This window comes from Maribacter litoralis, from assembly GCF_902506355.1.
In the GTDB taxonomy this organism is placed as follows: Bacteria; Bacteroidota; Bacteroidia; order Flavobacteriales; family Flavobacteriaceae; genus Maribacter; species Maribacter litoralis.
Window position 1 is genome coordinate 1,229,675 of record NZ_LR733271.1, and the last position, 18,296, is coordinate 1,247,970.

Here is an 18,296-nt window from a genome sequence, read left to right on the forward strand (position 1 = left end):
GGTGGTCTGTGTAATCAAATATAAAAACCTTTATTGAGACCTAACCATACTATCAAAACCTATTCTAGATTCGGTTAAACTTTAGAATTGAAGTAACTTGCAGATCGATGTCTGTCGGTCTTGACTGTGCTCGACCGAAATACAGAACAATTAAACAAGAATTAGAAAGAGTAAACCCCAATGGCAGAAAAAAAAGTAAGCATATTAACAGCTTTTAAAACCATTATATGGCCCCGTAGAAAATTGGTTCTATTAGGCTTATTACTAATCGTCATCAGTAAGGCCGCAAGTTTTGTAGCACCCGTGTCTTTACGCTATTTTTTAGATGACATTGTGCCCAATAAAAATTATGATCAGTTAAAAATATTGGTTGCCGTTGTAATTTTTGCCTTCTTAGTACAGGCAGTCATGTCATTTCTTTTGACAAAAGTGCTAAGTATACAAGCACAATTTATGATCTCTGAACTACGAGCACAGGTACAAAAACAAGTGCTTTCGCTACCTATTCGCTTTTTTGACAATACAAAATCGGGTTCATTGGTCTCTAGAATAATGAGCGATGTTGAAGGGGTAAGAAACTTAATCGGTACCGGGCTGGTACAGCTAGTTGGCGGTACAATTACCGCAGTGGTATCATTAATTTTATTATTGCGTATTAGCCCCACCATGACCTTGCTAACATTTGTTCCCTTGATTCTATTTGCCCTTATAGCTTTAAAAGCTTTTAAAATCATAAGACCTGTATTTAGGGAGCGCGGAAAAATTAACGCTGAAGTAAAAGGAAGGCTGACAGAAACTTTAGGCGGTATTCGAGTTATAAAAGGATTTAATGCCGAGGAGCAGGAAAGTAAAGTTTTTGAAGAAGGTGTAGACCGATTGTACCAAAATGTAAAAAAGAGTTTAACGGCCACCGCTTTTATGACCAGCTCATCCACCTTTTTATTAGGTTTGGCTACTACGGGAATTATGATGGGCTTTGGCGGTTACAAAATGATGCAAGGCGAATTGACTACGGGCGAGTATTTTGAGTTTACTTTTCTTCTTGCCCTAATGGTAGCGCCCATTGTACAAATGAGCAATATTGGAAGCCAACTTACCGAAGCATTGGCAGGCTTGGACCGTACCGAAGAATTAATGAACAAAGTAGCCGAATCTGACGAAAAAGACCGAACCATTGTACTATCTCAAATAAAAGGAGATATGGCGTTTAAAGATGTTAGCTTCGCATATGAGGAAGATAAAGATGTATTGCACAACATTAGCTTTAATGCAAAATCTGGTGATGTTATTGCTCTTGTTGGTAGTTCCGGTTCCGGTAAATCTACTATTGCAGGTTTGGCGGCAAGCTTTTTAAATCCGGATTCAGGAGAAATTACCATAGATGGCACCGACCTATCAAAAGTGGACCTTACCAGTTTTAGGCAATTTTTAGGCGTGGTATTACAAGATGATTTTCTATTTGAAGGAACCATTAGAGAGAACATCCTTTTCCCAAGACCAGATGCTACTGAAGAAGAGTTACAAGCGGCAATCAAAGCAGCGTATGTTGATGAGTTTACCGATAGATTTGAAGACGGATTACATACCGTTATTGGTGAGCGTGGAGTCAAATTATCTGGCGGTCAACGCCAACGTATTGCCATTGCAAGAGCTGTTTTGGCAAACCCAAGAATATTGATTTTAGATGAGGCTACCTCTAACCTTGATACCGAAAGCGAAGCTTTAATTCAAAAGAGTTTGGCTGAACTAACAAAAGGGAGAACCACTTTTGTCATTGCCCACCGTTTAAGTACTATTAGAAAAGCGAATCAGATTTTAGTTATTGAAAACGGGCGAATTGCCGAGCAAGGAACCCATGAAGAGCTGATCGCCAAAGAAGGTAGATACCATAATCTGTTTACATACCAAGCTAGAATATAAGTTGGTTGTTCGTTGTTCGTTGTTGGAAAATTAAAATAACTGTTGTTATTAGGGTAATCGAAAACTTAGGAACACGAATTTAACAGATTGCTTCGGCGCGAAATGCTTCTCGCAATGACAGCAATAGTAATCCCTTCGTCATAGCGAGTATAACGCGGATATCCGTTTCTTTGAATTACGTTTCCGATAATGGCTATTGGAAATTAAAAAAGATGTCAGTTCGAGTGAATTTTTGAAGTATGAGAAAATTTGTATCGAGAACCTTCACTAGTACCTAAGCTATTTTTGATTCAATTCTATAATGTCACTCAGCTACTAATTAAACACATTTGTGAGGTTTGAACGCTACCGATAACTTTCAAAACAAGCATTTAGCAGATTGCTTCTTCAATCTCGATTACATCTCGTTTCCTCGCAATGACATTTATAGATCCTCTGGAGCCAGCTCTACTTTGAGTCCGTCCATGTCTTCAGAAATATGTAATTGACAACCTAAACGTGAGTTATCCTTAACATTAAAAGCTTCTGATAGCATAGCTTCTTCATCATCGCTCATTTCTGGTAAATCGTGGTCAGATTCCACATAACACTGACAAGATGCACACATTGCCATACCTCCGCAAATACCAATGGTTCCTTCTGGAGCAAGTTCATAAGAACGCACAACTTCCATAAGGTTCATGTTCATATCTGTAGGGGCATCTATTTCGTGAGATACTCCGTCACGGTCTATAATTGTAATTTTTATATCGGTCATTAATAGGATTTAGTAGTTAGGCTTTAATGAACTAGTTTAGTTTAACTATCAAATTAGTGCGTAAAATATTCTCGAAATTTCATTTGACTCTTCAATTAACTCAACTCTTTTTCTTATAAATATTTGACGCTTCAAGTTTAAAGATTTTTTGGAAACTAAAACTGCTAAATCTTGTGATTTTTACCACACCTTTAAGTCTTCAAAACGATGTATCGTCGTTTCACAAAATCGCTATTTCACTAACAAACTAATTTACTTACTTTATTCAATCTTCTTCACCACCGCTTTGGGCGCTTCTTTTTTTGTTCCGTCGAAACCGTTTACACCACCTACTGTGGTATATTTCATGACGTATTTTTTATCGGGATGAATTTTTTGAAAGGCACTTTGGCACATTAGTGTTGCTTCGTGAAAACCACAAAGTATCAGTTTCAATTTACCAGGATACGTATTTACATCACCAATAGCATATATGCCCGGTATGTTAGTTTGATAATCGAACGTATCTACTTTAATGGCGTTTTTCTCGATTTCCAATCCCCAATCACCTATAGGACCCAGTTTTGGTGAGAGTCCGAATAATGGGATAAAATCATCAACCTCCAAAACCATCTCTTCCTTGGCATCAGATATTTTTCTGATCAATACTGATTCTAGTTTATCATCACCATTTAAAGCAATAATTTCTGCGGGAGTAATCAGATTAAGCTTTCCTTGATTCTTTAACTCCTGTACCTTTTCTACAGAATCCAAAGCTCCTCTAAATTCGTTTCTTCTATGCACCAAAGTTACTTGCGAAGCAACATCTGCCAAGAAAATACTCCAGTCTAAAGCAGAATCTCCGCCACCTGCAATTACCACTTTCTTATCACGGTATACTTCAGGGTCTTTAATCATGTAAGCAACCCCTCTATCCTCAAATTTTGATAAATTATCCAACAAAGGTTTTCTTGGTTCAAAACTTCCCAATCCGCCAGCAATAGCAATAACAGGGGCATTGTGTTTAGTTCCTTTATTTGTAGTTACCACAAAGCTACCGTCCTCTAATTTTTCAATGGTTTCTGCACGCTCGCCTACCGTAAACCCTGGTTGAAAGGACTTAATTTGCTCCATTAAATTATCTACCAAATCGCCCGCCAATACTTCTGGAAAACCAGGAATATCATAAATGGGTTTTTTAGGGTAAATTTCTGCACACTGCCCACCAGCTTGTGGCAAGGCATCGATCAAATGGCACTTAAGTTTTAGGAGTCCGGCTTCAAAAACGGCAAAAAGACCCGTAGGTCCTGCGCCTATTATCAATATATCGGTTTTAATCATTACTGGAATTGTTTGTAATACATCTCAAAATTATCAATCTATTGTTTTAAATATCATGACAATTATCAAGATTTAACCTTCTATATTAATTACATTCTGAATTTGCGGAGCGTATTTCTTAATGGTCATTTCTACACCGCTCTTTAAGGTCATTTGATTGACACTGCAACCAACACAAGCACCTTCTAAACGCACTGTAACCGTTTCTTCTTCAATAGAAATAAGACTAATATCTCCACCATCGCTCTGTAAGAAAGGTCTAATTTCTTCCAATGCTTTTTCCACATTCACTTTTAGCTCTGTTGCAGTCATATCTATTTTTTGTTAACTGGCGAGCAACCCGCCATTGTCGTAATTTTTATTGCTTCGGTCGGTGGCATAGTTTTGTTTCTAGCAACAACCTCGCTAACAACCTGTTTTGTTAATTCTTCGAACGCTTTTTCTACAGACGTTGCCGTCTGTAAAGCCGCTGGTCTACCAACATCGCCGGCTTCACGTATACTTTGCACCAATGGCATTTCTCCAAGAAAAGGTACGTTTAAATCTTCCGATAGGTTTTTCGCCCCTTCCTTACCAAAAATATAGTATTTGTTCTCTGGTAGTTCTGCCGGTGTAAAGTATGCCATATTCTCCACGATACCCAATACAGGTACGTTTATGGAGTCTTGCTGAAACATAGCCACCCCTTTTCTTGCATCGGCAAGTGCAACCTCTTGTGGCGTACTTACTACAACAGCACCGGTTACCGGTAGCGATTGCATAATACTCAAATGAATATCACCTGTACCCGGTGGTAGATCGATCAGCATAAAATCCAACTCGCCCCAATGTGCATCAAAAATCATTTGGTTCAATGCTTTTGACGCCATAGGTCCTCTCCATATAACCGCCTGATCACGTTGGGTAAAAAACCCAATGGACAATAATTTTACCCCATAACTCTCTACAGGTTTCATTTTAGACTTGCCCTCTACATTTACCGCCAATGGTTTCTCATTGGCAACATCGAACATAATTGGCATTGAAGGTCCGTATATATCGGCATCTAACAAACCAACCTTAAAGCCCATTTTAGCCAAAGTAACCGCAAGGTTGGCCGTTACCGTAGACTTACCTACCCCACCTTTACCAGAGGCTACAGCGATAATATTATTAATACCTGGTATTGGCTTGCCTTTTATTTCGTTCACCTTTGGTTTTGCCGCAGGAGCATCAACCTTAATATTGATCTTAATTTTAGCCTTTTCATAAACCTCTCTATGGATGACTTTTAAAATCTCCACTTCGGTCTTTTTACGTGCTTGTAAACTAGGGTTGGCTATGGTAATATCAACCTCTACCTCATCACCGAAAATTTGAATATTGGTTACCGCACCACTTTCTACCATGTTTTTGCCTTCTCCAGGAACCGTAATATGCTCCAAGGCTTTTAAAACATCCTTCTTATCTATCTTCATTGTATAAATTCATTCAAAACCTGCCTATTGGCAAGTAGGTTACAAAGATAATCCTTAGTTATCAGATTATGAAGCTAGCGTATTGAAAATGAAGATGCCATTATAAACAGATCCTCTTATTAATAGATCTTCAATTCACATTTTTTTATGATTTGGCATTTCACTATTACTTTTCAAAAAACGTACATTAGAATCTTTTTAAAAAACCAACATACATGTACCAACCTATCAAAAGATTATCCCAACTCTTATTTTTTAGTCTACTTACCTCTTTATTAATTACATCTTGTTCCAGCTCAAAGAACGATTTCTCCAAAAAAGACGTTAAGCGCTCTCAAAAACTAATAGGTTTAAATTTTGACAAGAAATATATTGACACCTTATATCCCTATTTACAGCGAAATAAAAAAGGATATGATTCGCTACGAAAATATACTCTAGACTACGATGTAGTGCCCGCGGTTCGGTTTGACCCGCTACCTATGAATTTTGAGCCAAAACCACAAAACGGATTCCCGGAATGGGAAATACCAGAGAATGTAGCGCTTCCTTCAAAAAAGGCGGACCTTGCTTTTTATTCCATACCTCAGCTAGCATCTCTCATTAAAAACAAAAAAATAAGTTCTCTAGAATTGACCGAGTTTTTTATAGCACGATTAAAAAAGTATAATGACATCTTACAGTGTACCATAACCGTAACTGAAGAAATGGCTTTGGAACAAGCGAAAAAGATGGATGCCGAACTTGCTGCAGGTAAGTATCGCGGAATTCTACATGGTATTCCTTACGGTGTAAAAGACCTAATGGCAGTGGAAGGCTACAAAACTACGTGGGGAGCTGAACCTTACCGTGATCAAGAAATTGATATGACGGCTAGCGTGGTTCAAAAATTACAAGATGCAGGTGGAATTCTAGTAGCCAAATTGGTTTCTGGTTCATTGGCTCGCGGTGATGTTTGGTTCGATGGAAAAACTAAAAACCCGTGGGATACTACGCAAGGTGCTTCAGGATCTTCAGCAGGGTCTGGATCGGCAACTTCTGCAGGTTTGGTTCCTTATGCATTAGGTACCGAAACATTAGGTTCTATTTTATCGCCAAGCACAAGAAACGGAATTACAGGTTTACGACCTACATATGGTAGGGTTAGTAGACACGGAGTGATGAGCTTAAGTTGGTCTATGGACAAAGTAGGACCTATGGCAAGAAGTGCAGAAGACTGCGCAATTGTATATAGTGTTATTGCAGGAAAAGACCCTAAAGACGGAATGACTACAGATTATCCTGACGGATTCAACCCTAACAAAGATTACAAGTCGCTCAAAGTAGCCTATTTAAAAAACGATATAGAAAAAGACTCTTCGGATAGCAAAGCAAATCTGGATAAGGCTGTGAAGAAATTTAAGGATATGGGCATTTCCTTACATTCTGTAGATTTACCTAAAGATGTACCTTACAATGGTTTTGATATTATACTTAGAGCAGAAGCAGGCGCTTTTTTCGACGATATGGTTCGTGCCGAAGAGGTAGATAAAATGGTAGAGCAAACGCAACGTTCTAGAGCAAATTCATTGCGACAAGCACGTTTTATTCCTGCAGTAGAATACATACAGGCCAATAGGCAAAGACAAGTGCTCATTGAAAAAATGCAAGATCTCATGAAAGATTATGATGTTCTTATTTCACCAAGCTCTGGTAATCGACTTTCAATAATAACAAACCTTACCGGTCACCCGGCAATTTCTATACCTACTGGATTGGATGAAAAAAAGCACCCTACCAGCATCACCTTAGTTAGTAACTTATACGATGAGGATAGTATTCTTTTATTAGCAAAAGCATTTCAAGACCAAACCGAATTTGACGAAATGCACCCTGACGGGTATACCGATTAGTTGTTGGTTGTTGGTTGTTGGTTGTTGGTTGTTGGTTGTTGGAATAAAGCAATGTCAATTGAGACGGAAACTATTTGTTTTCAAAAGGTTCTCGATACACCCCTTATTCAATGAAAAAATTGAATAAGGGGCACTCGAACTGACATTCGTAAATTATATTCTAACAAGTAAGTTCTCGACTGCGCTCGAAGTGACATTTTAGATATAGATTATTATTTGATGATTTATCCTGATATTTAAAAAGTTAAGATAAATCATCATTTCAAGACTAAATCTTTCTTCCGTCCAGAAGGTTGATGATCCTTGAACCGTATGCTGCATTCTTCTCGGAGTGTGTTACTTGTATGATGGTCACCCCTTCTTCTTCGTTCAATTTCTTAAAAAGCTGCATAATCTCTTCGCTTTGTTGCGAGTTAAGATTCCCCGTTGGTTCATCTGCCAGAATCAGTTTTGGGTTTGCAATGAGTGCACGTGCCACACCAACCAATTGCTGCTGCCCTCCACTCAACTGTGTGGGAAACAAATCTTTTTTACCTACAATATTGAATCTATCCAACATATCGGCTACCAATGCTTTACGTTCTGAACCTTTCACCTTCTTATATAAGAGAGGCATTTCTAGATTTTCTTCTACCGTAAGGTCATCTAATAAATGGTATGATTGAAAAACAAAACCGATATACTCTTTATACAAGCTAGAACGATATTTCTCTTTTAAAGTATGAACCGATTCGTTCAAAAAATCATACTCCCCTTCATCAAACGTATCTAGCATACCAATCACATTAAGCAATGTAGATTTCCCAGATCCCGACGGACCCATGATCGATATGAATTCGCCTTCTTGTACTTCTAGATTAATATCCTTCAACAAGAAAATACGTTGACCGCCCTGCTGAACCCATTTGAAAATATTTCTTAATTGTAATAACATCTTTATGTAGTGAATTAGTTGATTAGTGAAATAGTCAGTTAGTGGTTAATGGTTAAAATCTTATTTATTATTCAGTTCTTAGACTTTTTACGGGATTGGTGTTCGCTGAACTCAAAGTCTTAATTGTCATAATCAATAATGAAATTATTACCATAGAAACTCCGCTTAAAGCAAAAATCCACCAACTTAATTCCGTTTTATTAGCAAATTCTTCCAACCAATTATGCAAGCCGTACCATGCAACTGGTGCTGCGATTACAAAGGCTATCAAGACCAATTTTAAAAAATCTTTTGATAATAGCATATTAAGCTGAAATATGTTGGCTCCAAGAATTTTTCGAATTCCGACCTCCTTAGTTCTACGTTCGGTTGTATGTATGACCAACCCAAACAACCCTAAACAACTAATTAAAATAGCCAAACCAGTTGCCCACTTTAAAAGTGTCGCCGTTTTTTGCTCACTTTCATAAAACCGTTTTACGGTATCGTCCATAAAAGCATATTCAAAATCGGACTCAGGATAGGTTTCTTTCCATATGCTTTCTATTGATGATATCGTTTCTGACCAATTAGAAACTTCACTAGGATTCAATTTAAAATGAATTGTTTTAAACTGTGTCCACTTACCAGTATATGAACTCCCAGTAAATGCCATCGGAGATATTCCATATTTTAAAGAATGTTGATTAAAATCTTCCATGACGCCAACTACAGGTAAGTTATCGCCATCTACTATTAAATTTTTCCCTACGATATCTACCGCATTTTCTACACCTACAGCTTTTAAATATGATTTATTCACCACGAACTCATTAATAGAATCATTCAAAGGCATTCTACCGGCCAATAACTTTAAATTATATAAATCAAAATAGTTAGAAGTACCGTACATAAGTTGCAAATCTGAACTAACTTCCTTACTGCCATCTATAAATTTTACGCCCATACTCATGGTTGTAAATGAAGCTGGTGGGTTACCTGCAAGTACTGCACTGGTTATACCGGGTAAATCTTGCACTCTATTAACAAACCTTGTTCTTTTTACTGCTGATGTATCTTGCCATGGAGTTTTAAAATATGCAATTGCATCTGTATTAAAACCCATATCTTTTTTCATTATATAGTTTAACTGTTTACCTACCATTAATGTAGCTATGATAAATATCTGTGCAATTACAAATTGAAATACGGTTAAATACTTTCTTAACAATCCCTTATCTGAACTAGGCGTAATTTGTTGTTTCAAAACCGAAACCGGTTTATATTTTGATAACACGAGGGCAGGATAAAATCCAGATAAAATAGTCACTACACATAGTAAAAGGAAAACACCCAATACTAACCAAGGGTTTAAAAAAATATCAAAGCTTAATCCTGCTGGAATAAAATCTGAAAATAAAAGTAACAACCATTTTGAAAGAAAGAATGAAACTACGGCTGCAGATAAGGTCAAAAGAAATGTTTCTCCCAAATACTGATAAATTAATTGAAACCTTGTGCTTCCTAAGGTTTTTCTTATACCTATTTCTTTCGCTCTTTTTATTGCTTGTGCCGTATTTAAATTAATAAAATTTATACACCCTAACATCAACAAAATTAAAGCTAACCACATTAGGCTTTTTAATGCCCCCATTGTTGTTCGGCTATCATTGAAATCAAAAGTACCGTAGTAAGAATTTAAGTGTAAATCATTTAATGGTTGTAAATTGAACTTACTCTTACTACCACCGAAATGAGAATTTTCTGGTTCATTATGATCATCTGCAATTTGAGTTAGTGTTTTTTGAACATTGTCTACACTTGTATTTTCAGCAAGTTTTATAAATAGTTGTGAAGCAGAATTTGTATTGTCCCAACCTGCTTCATTTATTGCATTGGTCATATCTTGTGTAGCTGCAGTTTTTAATGAAATAAATTCTTCAAAAACAATATCAGTACGACCATTAAACCCTGCAACAACCCCAGAAACTGTGGCTTGTATACTGTCATTATAAACTAATGACTTACCTAAAACATTACCTATTTCTTGATTTGGAAAATATTTTCTTGCACGCTCTTGCGATAGCACTACCATATTTGGTTCGGCTAGGGCAGTATTTGAATCGCCCGCCAACCAATCATATTCAAATGTTTTGAAATATGAAGGTTCGGTATATACTACAAAATCGGGCTCTTTGAACCTATTACCAGTTTCTGAATTTTCTACGTGTAAAGGATAGATGGTAAAAAATGGTGCGACAGTTTCAATCTCCTCCATTTTTAAATCTTTGAGTTCTTGTGCCAAAGGAACGGTCACGCCTGCATTATGAAACACACCAGAAGCACCTTCGAACGAAGTAGTGACCCTGTAAATTCTATCACCGTCTTGATGAAAATTATCGAACGTAAGGTCATAAAAAACCATAGCACCAATTACGAATGAAGCACTTAATCCAATGGAAAGACCCAATATATTGATAACGGAAAATGCTTTATTCTTCCATATATTCCGAAATGCTATTTTAAAGTAATTACGTAACATAGTTGTTATTATCTATTATTCAGTTCTTAGGCTTTTTACTGGATTTGCTCTTGCTGCCCTGATGGTTCTTGTACCAATGGTGAGCATGGCTATTAATACGGCAATAGCACCTGCCCCAATAAAAAACCAAACACTTAGGTCAATTCTATAAGTATAATTTTGCAACCATTCCTTTAAAATATACCATGATAATGGTGATGCTATGATAAAAGCTATTAGCACCAATTTTAAAAAATCCTTGGTTAAAATATAGGTGATGGAACCCACACTGGCACCTATAACTTTCCTTACACCTATTTCTTTGGTACGTTGTTGCACAATTAATAAAGACATCGCAAACAAGCCCATACAGCTTAAAACAATAGCAAGTAAAGAACCGCTTGAAATCATTTTTGCCGTGGTTTTTTCTTGCCTAAAAGTTCTATCAATATTCTCATCTAAAAAAGAACCTAAAAATTCTGCATTGGGCTCTAATTTTTTCCAAGCATTTTCTAAGGCAACAAATGAATTTGCCATATTGGTTGGGGCTACTTTTACAAATCCATAGGTAAGATCTTGTTGCCTACTCATAAAAAAGGTCATTGGCGCTATTGCCCTATCCAAGTCTTTAAAATTATAATCCTTTACCACCCCCAACACAGGATAAAAAATTCCATCCTCAATTTCCAATTGTGAAGTTAACGGGTCTTGCTCGCCTAATTCTTTTGCCATAGACTCATTGATAACCACACCTAAACTATCTGCGGCACTTTCAAAATTTCTTCCCGCAACCATATCCAAACCAAGGGTTTGCACATATTCATGATCAACAATAAGAAAATTGGTCATAACGATACGACCTTTATACTCAAAACCGATACCGCTAGAAGATCTACTGCCATCTTTTCCAAGTCCTAAGTTACTATCCGATCCACTTACGGAAACAATCTCCGCATTACCACTCAAATCATCGCGTAACAAATCTACCATGTCATGACTATTGCGTTTTCCGTTTAAGGGAAAAGATACAACCTGCTCTTTATCAAACCCTAAATCTTTATTACGCATGTAATCAATTTGGCTCCATAACACCAAAGTACCCACAATCATGATGATAGCAATACTAAACTGAAATACCATCAGCACATTTCTTACTTGATTATTCCCCGAAGATTCGAGCTTTCCTTTTAGCGACTGAATTGTACCTAAACGACTCATTAAGAGTGCAGGATATCCACCAACTACTACAGTAATTGCAAGAATGGACAATAATAGCCCGGCTAAAAACATGGGCGACCAAAACATACTCGATGAAATCTGCGTGTTAAACATAGATTTAAAATCATTCAAAAACACAAGACTTAATACTACACCTATGCTAATAGATATAATGAACACGAACAGGCTCTCGCTCCAAAACTGAAAAAATAGTTGTTTTTTTTGCGCACCCAAAGTTTTACGCATACCTATCTCCTTTAGACGTTTTGCGGTCTTGGCTATACTCATATTTATATAGTTAATACATGCAATGAACAAAATCAACAGGGCTACACCAAAAATTAAATAAGGTCTACTTCTACTTACCTCAACAGTTCCATTTTTAAAACTTGCAAAATGTACATCTTGTAAAGGAACTAGCTCGAGATTTATAAAACGACCATTTTCGTCTGCAGTAGCGCCATCCCTTTTCAATCGTTCAATACCTTCACCATAATAAAGATCTACAAACGATCTACTGCTTTGTTCAAATGAAGACGCCAAAACCCCTTGTTTCAGCTCTACGAACAATTCGTGATATTGCCTATCCCACTGTTCTTTGGCTTCATTGTACTCTCTATGACTTTCAAAGCGGGCAGCAATTTGAAAGTCTAAATTACTTTGCGGCACTATATCTTTAGCTATGGCACTAACGGTAAACGGTTTTTCTTCTCCATTTACCATAAGATTGAATGTTTTTCCAACGACATCGGTTGATCCAAAAAGTTTCTGTGCTCCTTCTTCTGTAAGCACTACATCGTTTAAATCTGCCAGCGGTTCTTTTTCATTGCCATGAAGTACAGGAAAACTAAACATGGAAAAAAAGTCTTGGTCCACCCAAACAATATCCATATTTATTTCTTTCTCGTTATACAAGGCAAGTGTACCATCTTGAACAAATCTGGAAATATGCTTAACACCAGCCACCTCAGCTTCTAAAGTTGGCGCTAAAGGTGCAGCATGAACGGTACCTGCTTTGGGTCCTTTAGGTGTTTGCTCAGTTCTTACCATTTTATAAATTGATTCTCCCTGTTCATGAAAACCATCATACGACAGTTGAAACATGGCTGCCATTCCCAATAAAATAGCGACGGCACAGGCTACCGATAACCCAGTGATATTTAAACCGGTATTCACCTTATCCTTAAGCAAGTTTCGCCAAGCGATTTTGAGATAATTCTTTATCATGATTCTTGTTTTTGATTGATTGATGATTTTTACATTACTCTGTTCGTAAACTTTTTACCGGGTTTGCCCTAGCTGCTTTTACGGCTTGCATACCTAAAGTAAATGCGGTTATGCATAATGCAATACAGCCCGACAGAGCAAACATCCACCATTGAATTGATATACTGTATGCAAAACCGCCCAACCAAGCATTCATCATATACCACGCAACGGGAAACGCTACAATAGTTGCAATACCTACTAAAATCATATAATCCTTTGAAAGTAAGACCACTATTTTCAATACACTTGCCCCTAAAACTTTACGAATGCCTATCTCTTTTATTCTTCTTTTTGCCATAAAAGAGATTAGACCGAACATACCTAAACATGAAATAAATATGGTAAGTAGCGCTACCACATTTACGGTTTTAAGCATACCGTCCATTAAACGATATTGTCCACTTACTTTTTCACCAAGGTTACTTTGCACATAATTTTTTCTAGAATCAATTTTAGAGAATGCTAAAGCAATCATATCCCTAACCTCTTTTTCTTTACCGTCAACTACTTTAACTGACAGGTAACGATGTTTCTCTAATTCGTCCTCGCTTCGATAATAATGAACCAAGGGTTCAACAGCATTTTGCAAGTCTTGATAATGAAAATCCTCCATAACACCGACCACAGGATTACCAATAAAATCGTCATTTTTATATTTTAACCGCTTCCCTTCTATAGTCGTCCAACCAAAAGCGGCCATGGCACTACGATTTATGATTACAGGTCTTTCATCTCCATTATCCATTTCCCTATTAAAATTCCTACCTGTTACTAGCGGAATCTTAAGTGTACTTAAATAACCCGCATCGGCAAGAGAACGACGAAGACGCACATCGGTATCCGTATTTGAATCATAAAATCGGGTGTAGTTAAAGTAGTAATCTGACGGTATGGCTTGACTTGTAGCTACATTGGTTACATACGGATTTGCCTCTAAGTCATTTAAAAGCGCTTTGAAGCTAGACTTGGCAGCATCCATATCTTTAAAATCAAGATCAATATTACCCACTATCACATGTTCTCTTTCAAATCCTAAATCAGCCTTTTTCATAAAACTGATTTGACTGTTTAGAATAACGGCAACACAGATAAAGAGAATGGCTATGGAAAACTGAAAAATGATAAATGTATTTCGTAATATAAAACTCCCCTTTGCACTATCTATTTTTCCTTTAATGCCTTGTGAAATTGGTAATGAAACAAATCGTAAGGTTGGCAAAATACCAACTATTAGCGTCACTAAAACACCTAATAAAATAGCACCTAATACTACTGGATAATCATTGGCGATACTGAAATTAATCTGTCCAAAATCAGCCCCGAAAATATCATTCAATTTTGGCAATAAAAAGCCAAAGAACAATCCGCCAGAAATCAATATAGAGAGTAACACCAAAATTCCGTTTTCCAGACAAAACTGAGTAATCACTCCTTTTTTACCACCACCTAAAATTTTACGTACTGCAATATCCTTAGTTCTACGGTACATGGTTGAGGTATTCAAGTTCAGTAAGTTTACAAGGACAAGAAGAAGTACAAAAAAAGATGTAGCTATATTTCCTGCAATAATAATTTCTACCACAGGTATAGAATCAATACGGACCTCAGCATGTGGTATCACCTCCATTCTTGAAATGACAGTAGGGTCTTCGTAATTTTCATTGACTAATTGACCTACACGGTTCTCAAATTGTTGAAGGTTAGCATCTGGACGAAGTTTCATAAATACAGGAGAAAAACTACTGTCCCAATTGACCTGATTTTTAAACGCTACGTTATCCTTCAATATCGTGTTGGGCATTAAAACATCTAACCGAAAAGAAGAATAAGGACTTATTGGTTCTAACACCCCTGTAATTGTCAAGTTTAAAGTGTCTGCCGCAATTAAACTCTTCCCCACGGGATTTTCTTCCCCAAACAATTGCTTACTTACCTTGTCGGTCAGAACAACTGAATACTTTTCATTTAGCGCAGTACTTTGGTAGCCATATTTTAAAGGCAGTGCGAAAACATCGAAAAATTCAGGATCTGCATATGTAGTTGTTTTCTGAAATTCATTATCTCCTACCTCTAACCAAATATTACCCCAACCATGTAAATGTGTACCCGCAATTACTTCTGGCGAAGTGCTTTTTATCTTATCAAGTAATGGATATACCGCTTCATTGTAATCATTACCGTCTGCCAAATGTGTCTTTAGATAAAAAATCTGGTCTTGGTCCGGTATCATATCATCTGCTATATAATAAGCATATACCGAAAACATAAGCGTTAGCACACCACCAATACCAATGCTTAACCCTAAAAGATTTAAAGAAGAAAGCAATCTGTTCTTCCAAAGATTCCTAAAAGAGAGTTTCAAATGGTTTTTAAACATGATTGCTCGTTTTTTGATTGATGACGCTTCATTTTAAAACCAAATTCGTGCCACAACCTCAACTATCTGAATATTAGTGTTTTGAATATTATTCCAATTATCAACGTGTAAAATATTTTGACAAAAGATGTACAATATATTTACAATGGATAGCTATATATAGACACCATGTGACTAGCCTAGTTTCTAGTAGAAAAATTATTTAAAGGTAACAACTTACTCTGTTCGTAAGCTCTTCACCGGATTTGCTTTTGCTGCTTTTATGGCTTGGAAGCTTACGGTTAAAATGGTCACCAACATGGCGCCAAGCATGGCTATGGCAAAAATCCACCATTTCAATATTACTCTATACGGGTATTCTTGCAACCATCCGTTCATGACGAAATAAGCGATTGGTACTGCTATAAAACATGAGATAACCACCAGTTTTAAAAAGTCTTTTGAAAGCATGTTCCACACATTAAATATGGTAGCTCCCAATACTTTTCTAACTCCAATTTCTTTCTTTCTTTGCTCAGCTACAAAAGATGTCAACCCAAACAATCCCAAACAACTAATTAAAATGGCGAGTGCTGTAAATACCCCAGAAAGAGTTCCTATGCGTTCTTCCGATGCAAATTTTTCCCCATACTCCCCATCTATAAAATCATACTCAAATGGGATATCTGGAAAATGTTCCTTGAACACATTTTCTATGGTTGTTATATTTTGAGTTGCGCTTTGGTTTGGATTTAATCGCATGTTGTAATAACTGGCATTATCATGCCTATCATACACATACACTCCTTGCTTTACCGGTTCATAAGGCGATTGGGTAATCATATCTTGAACAACGCCTATAATTTTTAATGGTGGATTGGGATCTTCTTCATCATCATCTCGTAAAAACTGCCCTATAAGGTTTTCCATCCCTAAATACTTCTTTGCAGTTTCATTGATGAGTATCCCTAAGGAATCCGAAGCAAAATCTCTTGAAAAATCGCGCCCTTCAACTATTTTTAGATTTAACGATTTTGCATATTCCGGAGATACTTCTGTCCACGCCAAATCCTCCTGAAATCCTTCCGGTTTCCCGTCCCAAACAAATCCGCCTCGGTTAGACCATATTCGGGTGGTTGGGCTACTTGAAGTCGACATTTCAACCACCGCTCCCGAACCTATAAATTCAGCTCTCATTAAATCATACTTACCCACAAAATCTTGACTGAAAGTAGGTACTTGAATCAAACCTTCTTTGTCATACCCTACCGGTCTATTTTTGGCATAATTTATCTGCTGCATGACGATGACCGTGCCAATTATAAAGGCTACGGATACCGTAAACTGCAATACCACCAATATTTTTCTGGGCAAGCCGGCATGTTTACCAGTTTTAAAGGTGCCTTTTAGCACATCAACAGGTTTAAAGGAAGAAAGGTATAATGCAGGATAACTACCTGCCAACAATGCCGTAAACAAAATGAAAATCAGTGAAGCGCCCCAAAACAATCCGTTGCCCCAAGGAAATACAATTTCTTTTCTAGAAAGGTCGTTAAAGCCGTTTAATGATAAGAGTACCAATAAAATTGCCACAACAAATGCGAATAACACCACGATGAAGGATTCACTTAAAAACTGATAGATCAACTGACCTCTCTGCGATCCGATCGATTTGCGAATACCTACTTCTTTACCACGTTTCTCTGACCGTGCAGTACTTAAGTTCATGAAATTAATACATGCCAATAACAACACAAATGCACCAATAATACCAAAGAGCCAAACATACTTTATACGCCCACCTTCTTGCTTTCCGTTTTCAAAACTGCTGCGCAAATACCAGTCTTTCATAGGAAACAGAAATATCTGCGGATTAAACTGAGCCGTATCTTCGTTTAAATCTTTTTTTACGTTTTTTATTCTATCCGTTACTTGTTCAATAGTAGTATTATCTGCCAACTCCACGAACATTTGAAAGGAGTTGTTTCCCCACGAATCCTCTGCGTTCTTAATCCACTCATTAACTGCCAAATACTTCTCCCAAGGAATAATAAATTCTGTATCGTTAAAGGAATTATTTACCGGTATATCACTATAAACCGCGCTTACATTCAGCTTATGTTCGTTGCTAACGGTTACCGTTTTACCTATTGGGTCTTCACTACCAAATAAAGCATCTGCAGTAGACTGGGACAACATTATAGAATTAATTTCCCTTAGTCCGTCTTTTTCTCCTTTTATGATATTTAAACCAAATAACTCAGGACCCGCTTGTTGCATATAATTACCAGGTCTGGATATGCTTTTATCACCATATTTTAAATAATGGTCGTTGGTCCAAGAGCACATGATCAAGTGCTTAAAATTATCGCTATAACCATCTCTTAGCGCTTTTTCCAAAGGTCTAGGTATTGCAGGACCCGTACCTGTTTCGCCATTAAAGGTTTGCGATTGAAACACTTGTGCTATACTATCCTTGTTCTTAAAATAGCTATTATATGTAAGTTCGTCTTGGATCCACAGCCCTATAATTAAGGTAACTGCCATTCCCAAGGCTAGACCTCCAACATTGATAATGGTATACCCTTTGTTCTTTAGAAGATTTCGCCAAGCTATTTTCAGATAGTTTTTAAACATGATCGTTCGTTTTTTGATTGATGTTTAGTTGGTACT

The 18,296-nt window shown here is 37.0% G+C and carries 11 protein-coding genes; 2 read left to right on the plus strand and 9 right to left on the minus strand.

Annotated features, from left to right (window positions below; translation table 11 throughout):
- The first annotated feature begins 180 nt into the window (after nt 1–180).
- On the plus strand, nt 181–1,920 hold the full coding sequence (locus EXIGUO8A_RS05090) for an ABC transporter ATP-binding protein (RefSeq protein ID WP_159302182.1): 1,740 nt from the start codon (nt 181–183) through the stop codon (nt 1,918–1,920).
- Nucleotides 1,921–2,344: 424 nt separating this feature from the next.
- Here the strand turns inward: EXIGUO8A_RS05090 and EXIGUO8A_RS05095 are convergent, their stop codons facing one another.
- The 4 genes from EXIGUO8A_RS05095 to EXIGUO8A_RS05110 form a co-directional block, all read right to left on the minus strand.
- Nucleotides 2,345–2,677, minus strand: coding sequence for a 2Fe-2S iron-sulfur cluster-binding family protein (locus EXIGUO8A_RS05095; RefSeq protein ID WP_159302183.1), 333 nt, complete (start codon nt 2,675–2,677; stop codon nt 2,345–2,347).
- 261 nt (nt 2,678–2,938) lie between these two features.
- Nucleotides 2,939–3,997: an NAD(P)/FAD-dependent oxidoreductase gene (locus EXIGUO8A_RS05100; RefSeq protein WP_159302184.1), complete on the minus strand. Its 1,059-nt coding sequence runs from the start codon at nt 3,995–3,997 to the stop codon at nt 2,939–2,941.
- A gap of 72 nt (nt 3,998–4,069) precedes the next feature.
- Nucleotides 4,070–4,309, minus strand: a complete 240-nt coding sequence (locus tag EXIGUO8A_RS05105; RefSeq protein ID WP_116771196.1) for a NifU family protein — start codon at nt 4,307–4,309, stop codon at nt 4,070–4,072.
- Between the two features lie 2 nt (nt 4,310–4,311).
- The gene (locus EXIGUO8A_RS05110; RefSeq protein WP_159302185.1) at nt 4,312–5,454 is read right to left on the minus strand and encodes an Mrp/NBP35 family ATP-binding protein; all 1,143 of its coding nucleotides are present in this window, start codon (nt 5,452–5,454) and stop codon (nt 4,312–4,314) included.
- Between the two features lie 215 nt (nt 5,455–5,669).
- Between EXIGUO8A_RS05110 and EXIGUO8A_RS05115 the strand changes: the two genes are divergently transcribed.
- Nucleotides 5,670–7,346 carry an amidase gene (locus tag EXIGUO8A_RS05115; protein ID WP_159302187.1) on the plus strand — a complete coding sequence of 559 codons (1,677 nt, stop codon included), beginning with the start codon at nt 5,670–5,672 and terminating at the stop codon, nt 7,344–7,346.
- Between the two features lie 268 nt (nt 7,347–7,614).
- Here the strand turns inward: EXIGUO8A_RS05115 and EXIGUO8A_RS05120 are convergent, their stop codons facing one another.
- From EXIGUO8A_RS05120 to EXIGUO8A_RS05140, 5 genes are all read right to left on the minus strand, one after another.
- Nucleotides 7,615–8,280: an ABC transporter ATP-binding protein gene (locus EXIGUO8A_RS05120; protein WP_159302189.1), complete on the minus strand. Its 666-nt coding sequence runs from the start codon at nt 8,278–8,280 to the stop codon at nt 7,615–7,617.
- Between the two features lie 67 nt (nt 8,281–8,347).
- Entirely contained in the window at nt 8,348–10,801 is a 2,454-nt protein-coding gene (locus tag EXIGUO8A_RS05125; RefSeq protein ID WP_159302190.1) for an ABC transporter permease, read from the minus strand.
- A 15-nt stretch (nt 10,802–10,816) separates the two neighbouring features.
- Nucleotides 10,817–13,225 (minus strand): FtsX-like permease family protein, encoded by a 2,409-nt coding sequence (locus tag EXIGUO8A_RS05130; protein ID WP_159302191.1) that lies wholly within the window; start codon nt 13,223–13,225, stop codon nt 10,817–10,819.
- 34 nt (nt 13,226–13,259) lie between these two features.
- Nucleotides 13,260–15,644: an ABC transporter permease gene (locus EXIGUO8A_RS05135; RefSeq protein ID WP_159302193.1), complete on the minus strand. Its 2,385-nt coding sequence runs from the start codon at nt 15,642–15,644 to the stop codon at nt 13,260–13,262.
- 216 nt (nt 15,645–15,860) lie between these two features.
- A complete protein-coding gene (locus tag EXIGUO8A_RS05140) occupies nt 15,861–18,260 on the minus strand; it encodes an ABC transporter permease (RefSeq protein ID WP_159302195.1) in 2,400 nt (799 codons plus the stop codon).
- Between the last annotated feature and the right edge of the window lie 36 nt (nt 18,261–18,296).

What these genes read in the sequence shown, in the direction of transcription:
- EXIGUO8A_RS05090 (WP_159302182.1), top strand. Translation starts at nt 181, where the DNA reads ATGGCAGAAAAAAAAGTAAGCATATTAACAGCTTTTAAAACCATTATA.
- EXIGUO8A_RS05135 (WP_159302193.1), bottom strand. Translation starts at nt 15,644, where the DNA reads ATGTTTAAAAACCATTTGAAACTCTCTTTTAGGAATCTTTGGAAGAAC.
- EXIGUO8A_RS05110 (WP_159302185.1), bottom strand. Translation starts at nt 5,454, where the DNA reads ATGAAGATAGATAAGAAGGATGTTTTAAAAGCCTTGGAGCATATTACG.
- EXIGUO8A_RS05095 (WP_159302183.1), bottom strand. Translation starts at nt 2,677, where the DNA reads ATGACCGATATAAAAATTACAATTATAGACCGTGACGGAGTATCTCAC.
- EXIGUO8A_RS05105 (WP_116771196.1), bottom strand. Translation starts at nt 4,309, where the DNA reads ATGACTGCAACAGAGCTAAAAGTGAATGTGGAAAAAGCATTGGAAGAA.
- EXIGUO8A_RS05100 (WP_159302184.1), bottom strand. Translation starts at nt 3,997, where the DNA reads ATGATTAAAACCGATATATTGATAATAGGCGCAGGACCTACGGGTCTT.
- EXIGUO8A_RS05120 (WP_159302189.1), bottom strand. Translation starts at nt 8,280, where the DNA reads ATGTTATTACAATTAAGAAATATTTTCAAATGGGTTCAGCAGGGCGGT.
- EXIGUO8A_RS05130 (WP_159302191.1), bottom strand. Translation starts at nt 13,225, where the DNA reads ATGATAAAGAATTATCTCAAAATCGCTTGGCGAAACTTGCTTAAGGAT.
- EXIGUO8A_RS05140 (WP_159302195.1), bottom strand. Translation starts at nt 18,260, where the DNA reads ATGTTTAAAAACTATCTGAAAATAGCTTGGCGAAATCTTCTAAAGAAC.
- EXIGUO8A_RS05125 (WP_159302190.1), bottom strand. Translation starts at nt 10,801, where the DNA reads ATGTTACGTAATTACTTTAAAATAGCATTTCGGAATATATGGAAGAAT.
- EXIGUO8A_RS05115 (WP_159302187.1), top strand. Translation starts at nt 5,670, where the DNA reads ATGTACCAACCTATCAAAAGATTATCCCAACTCTTATTTTTTAGTCTA.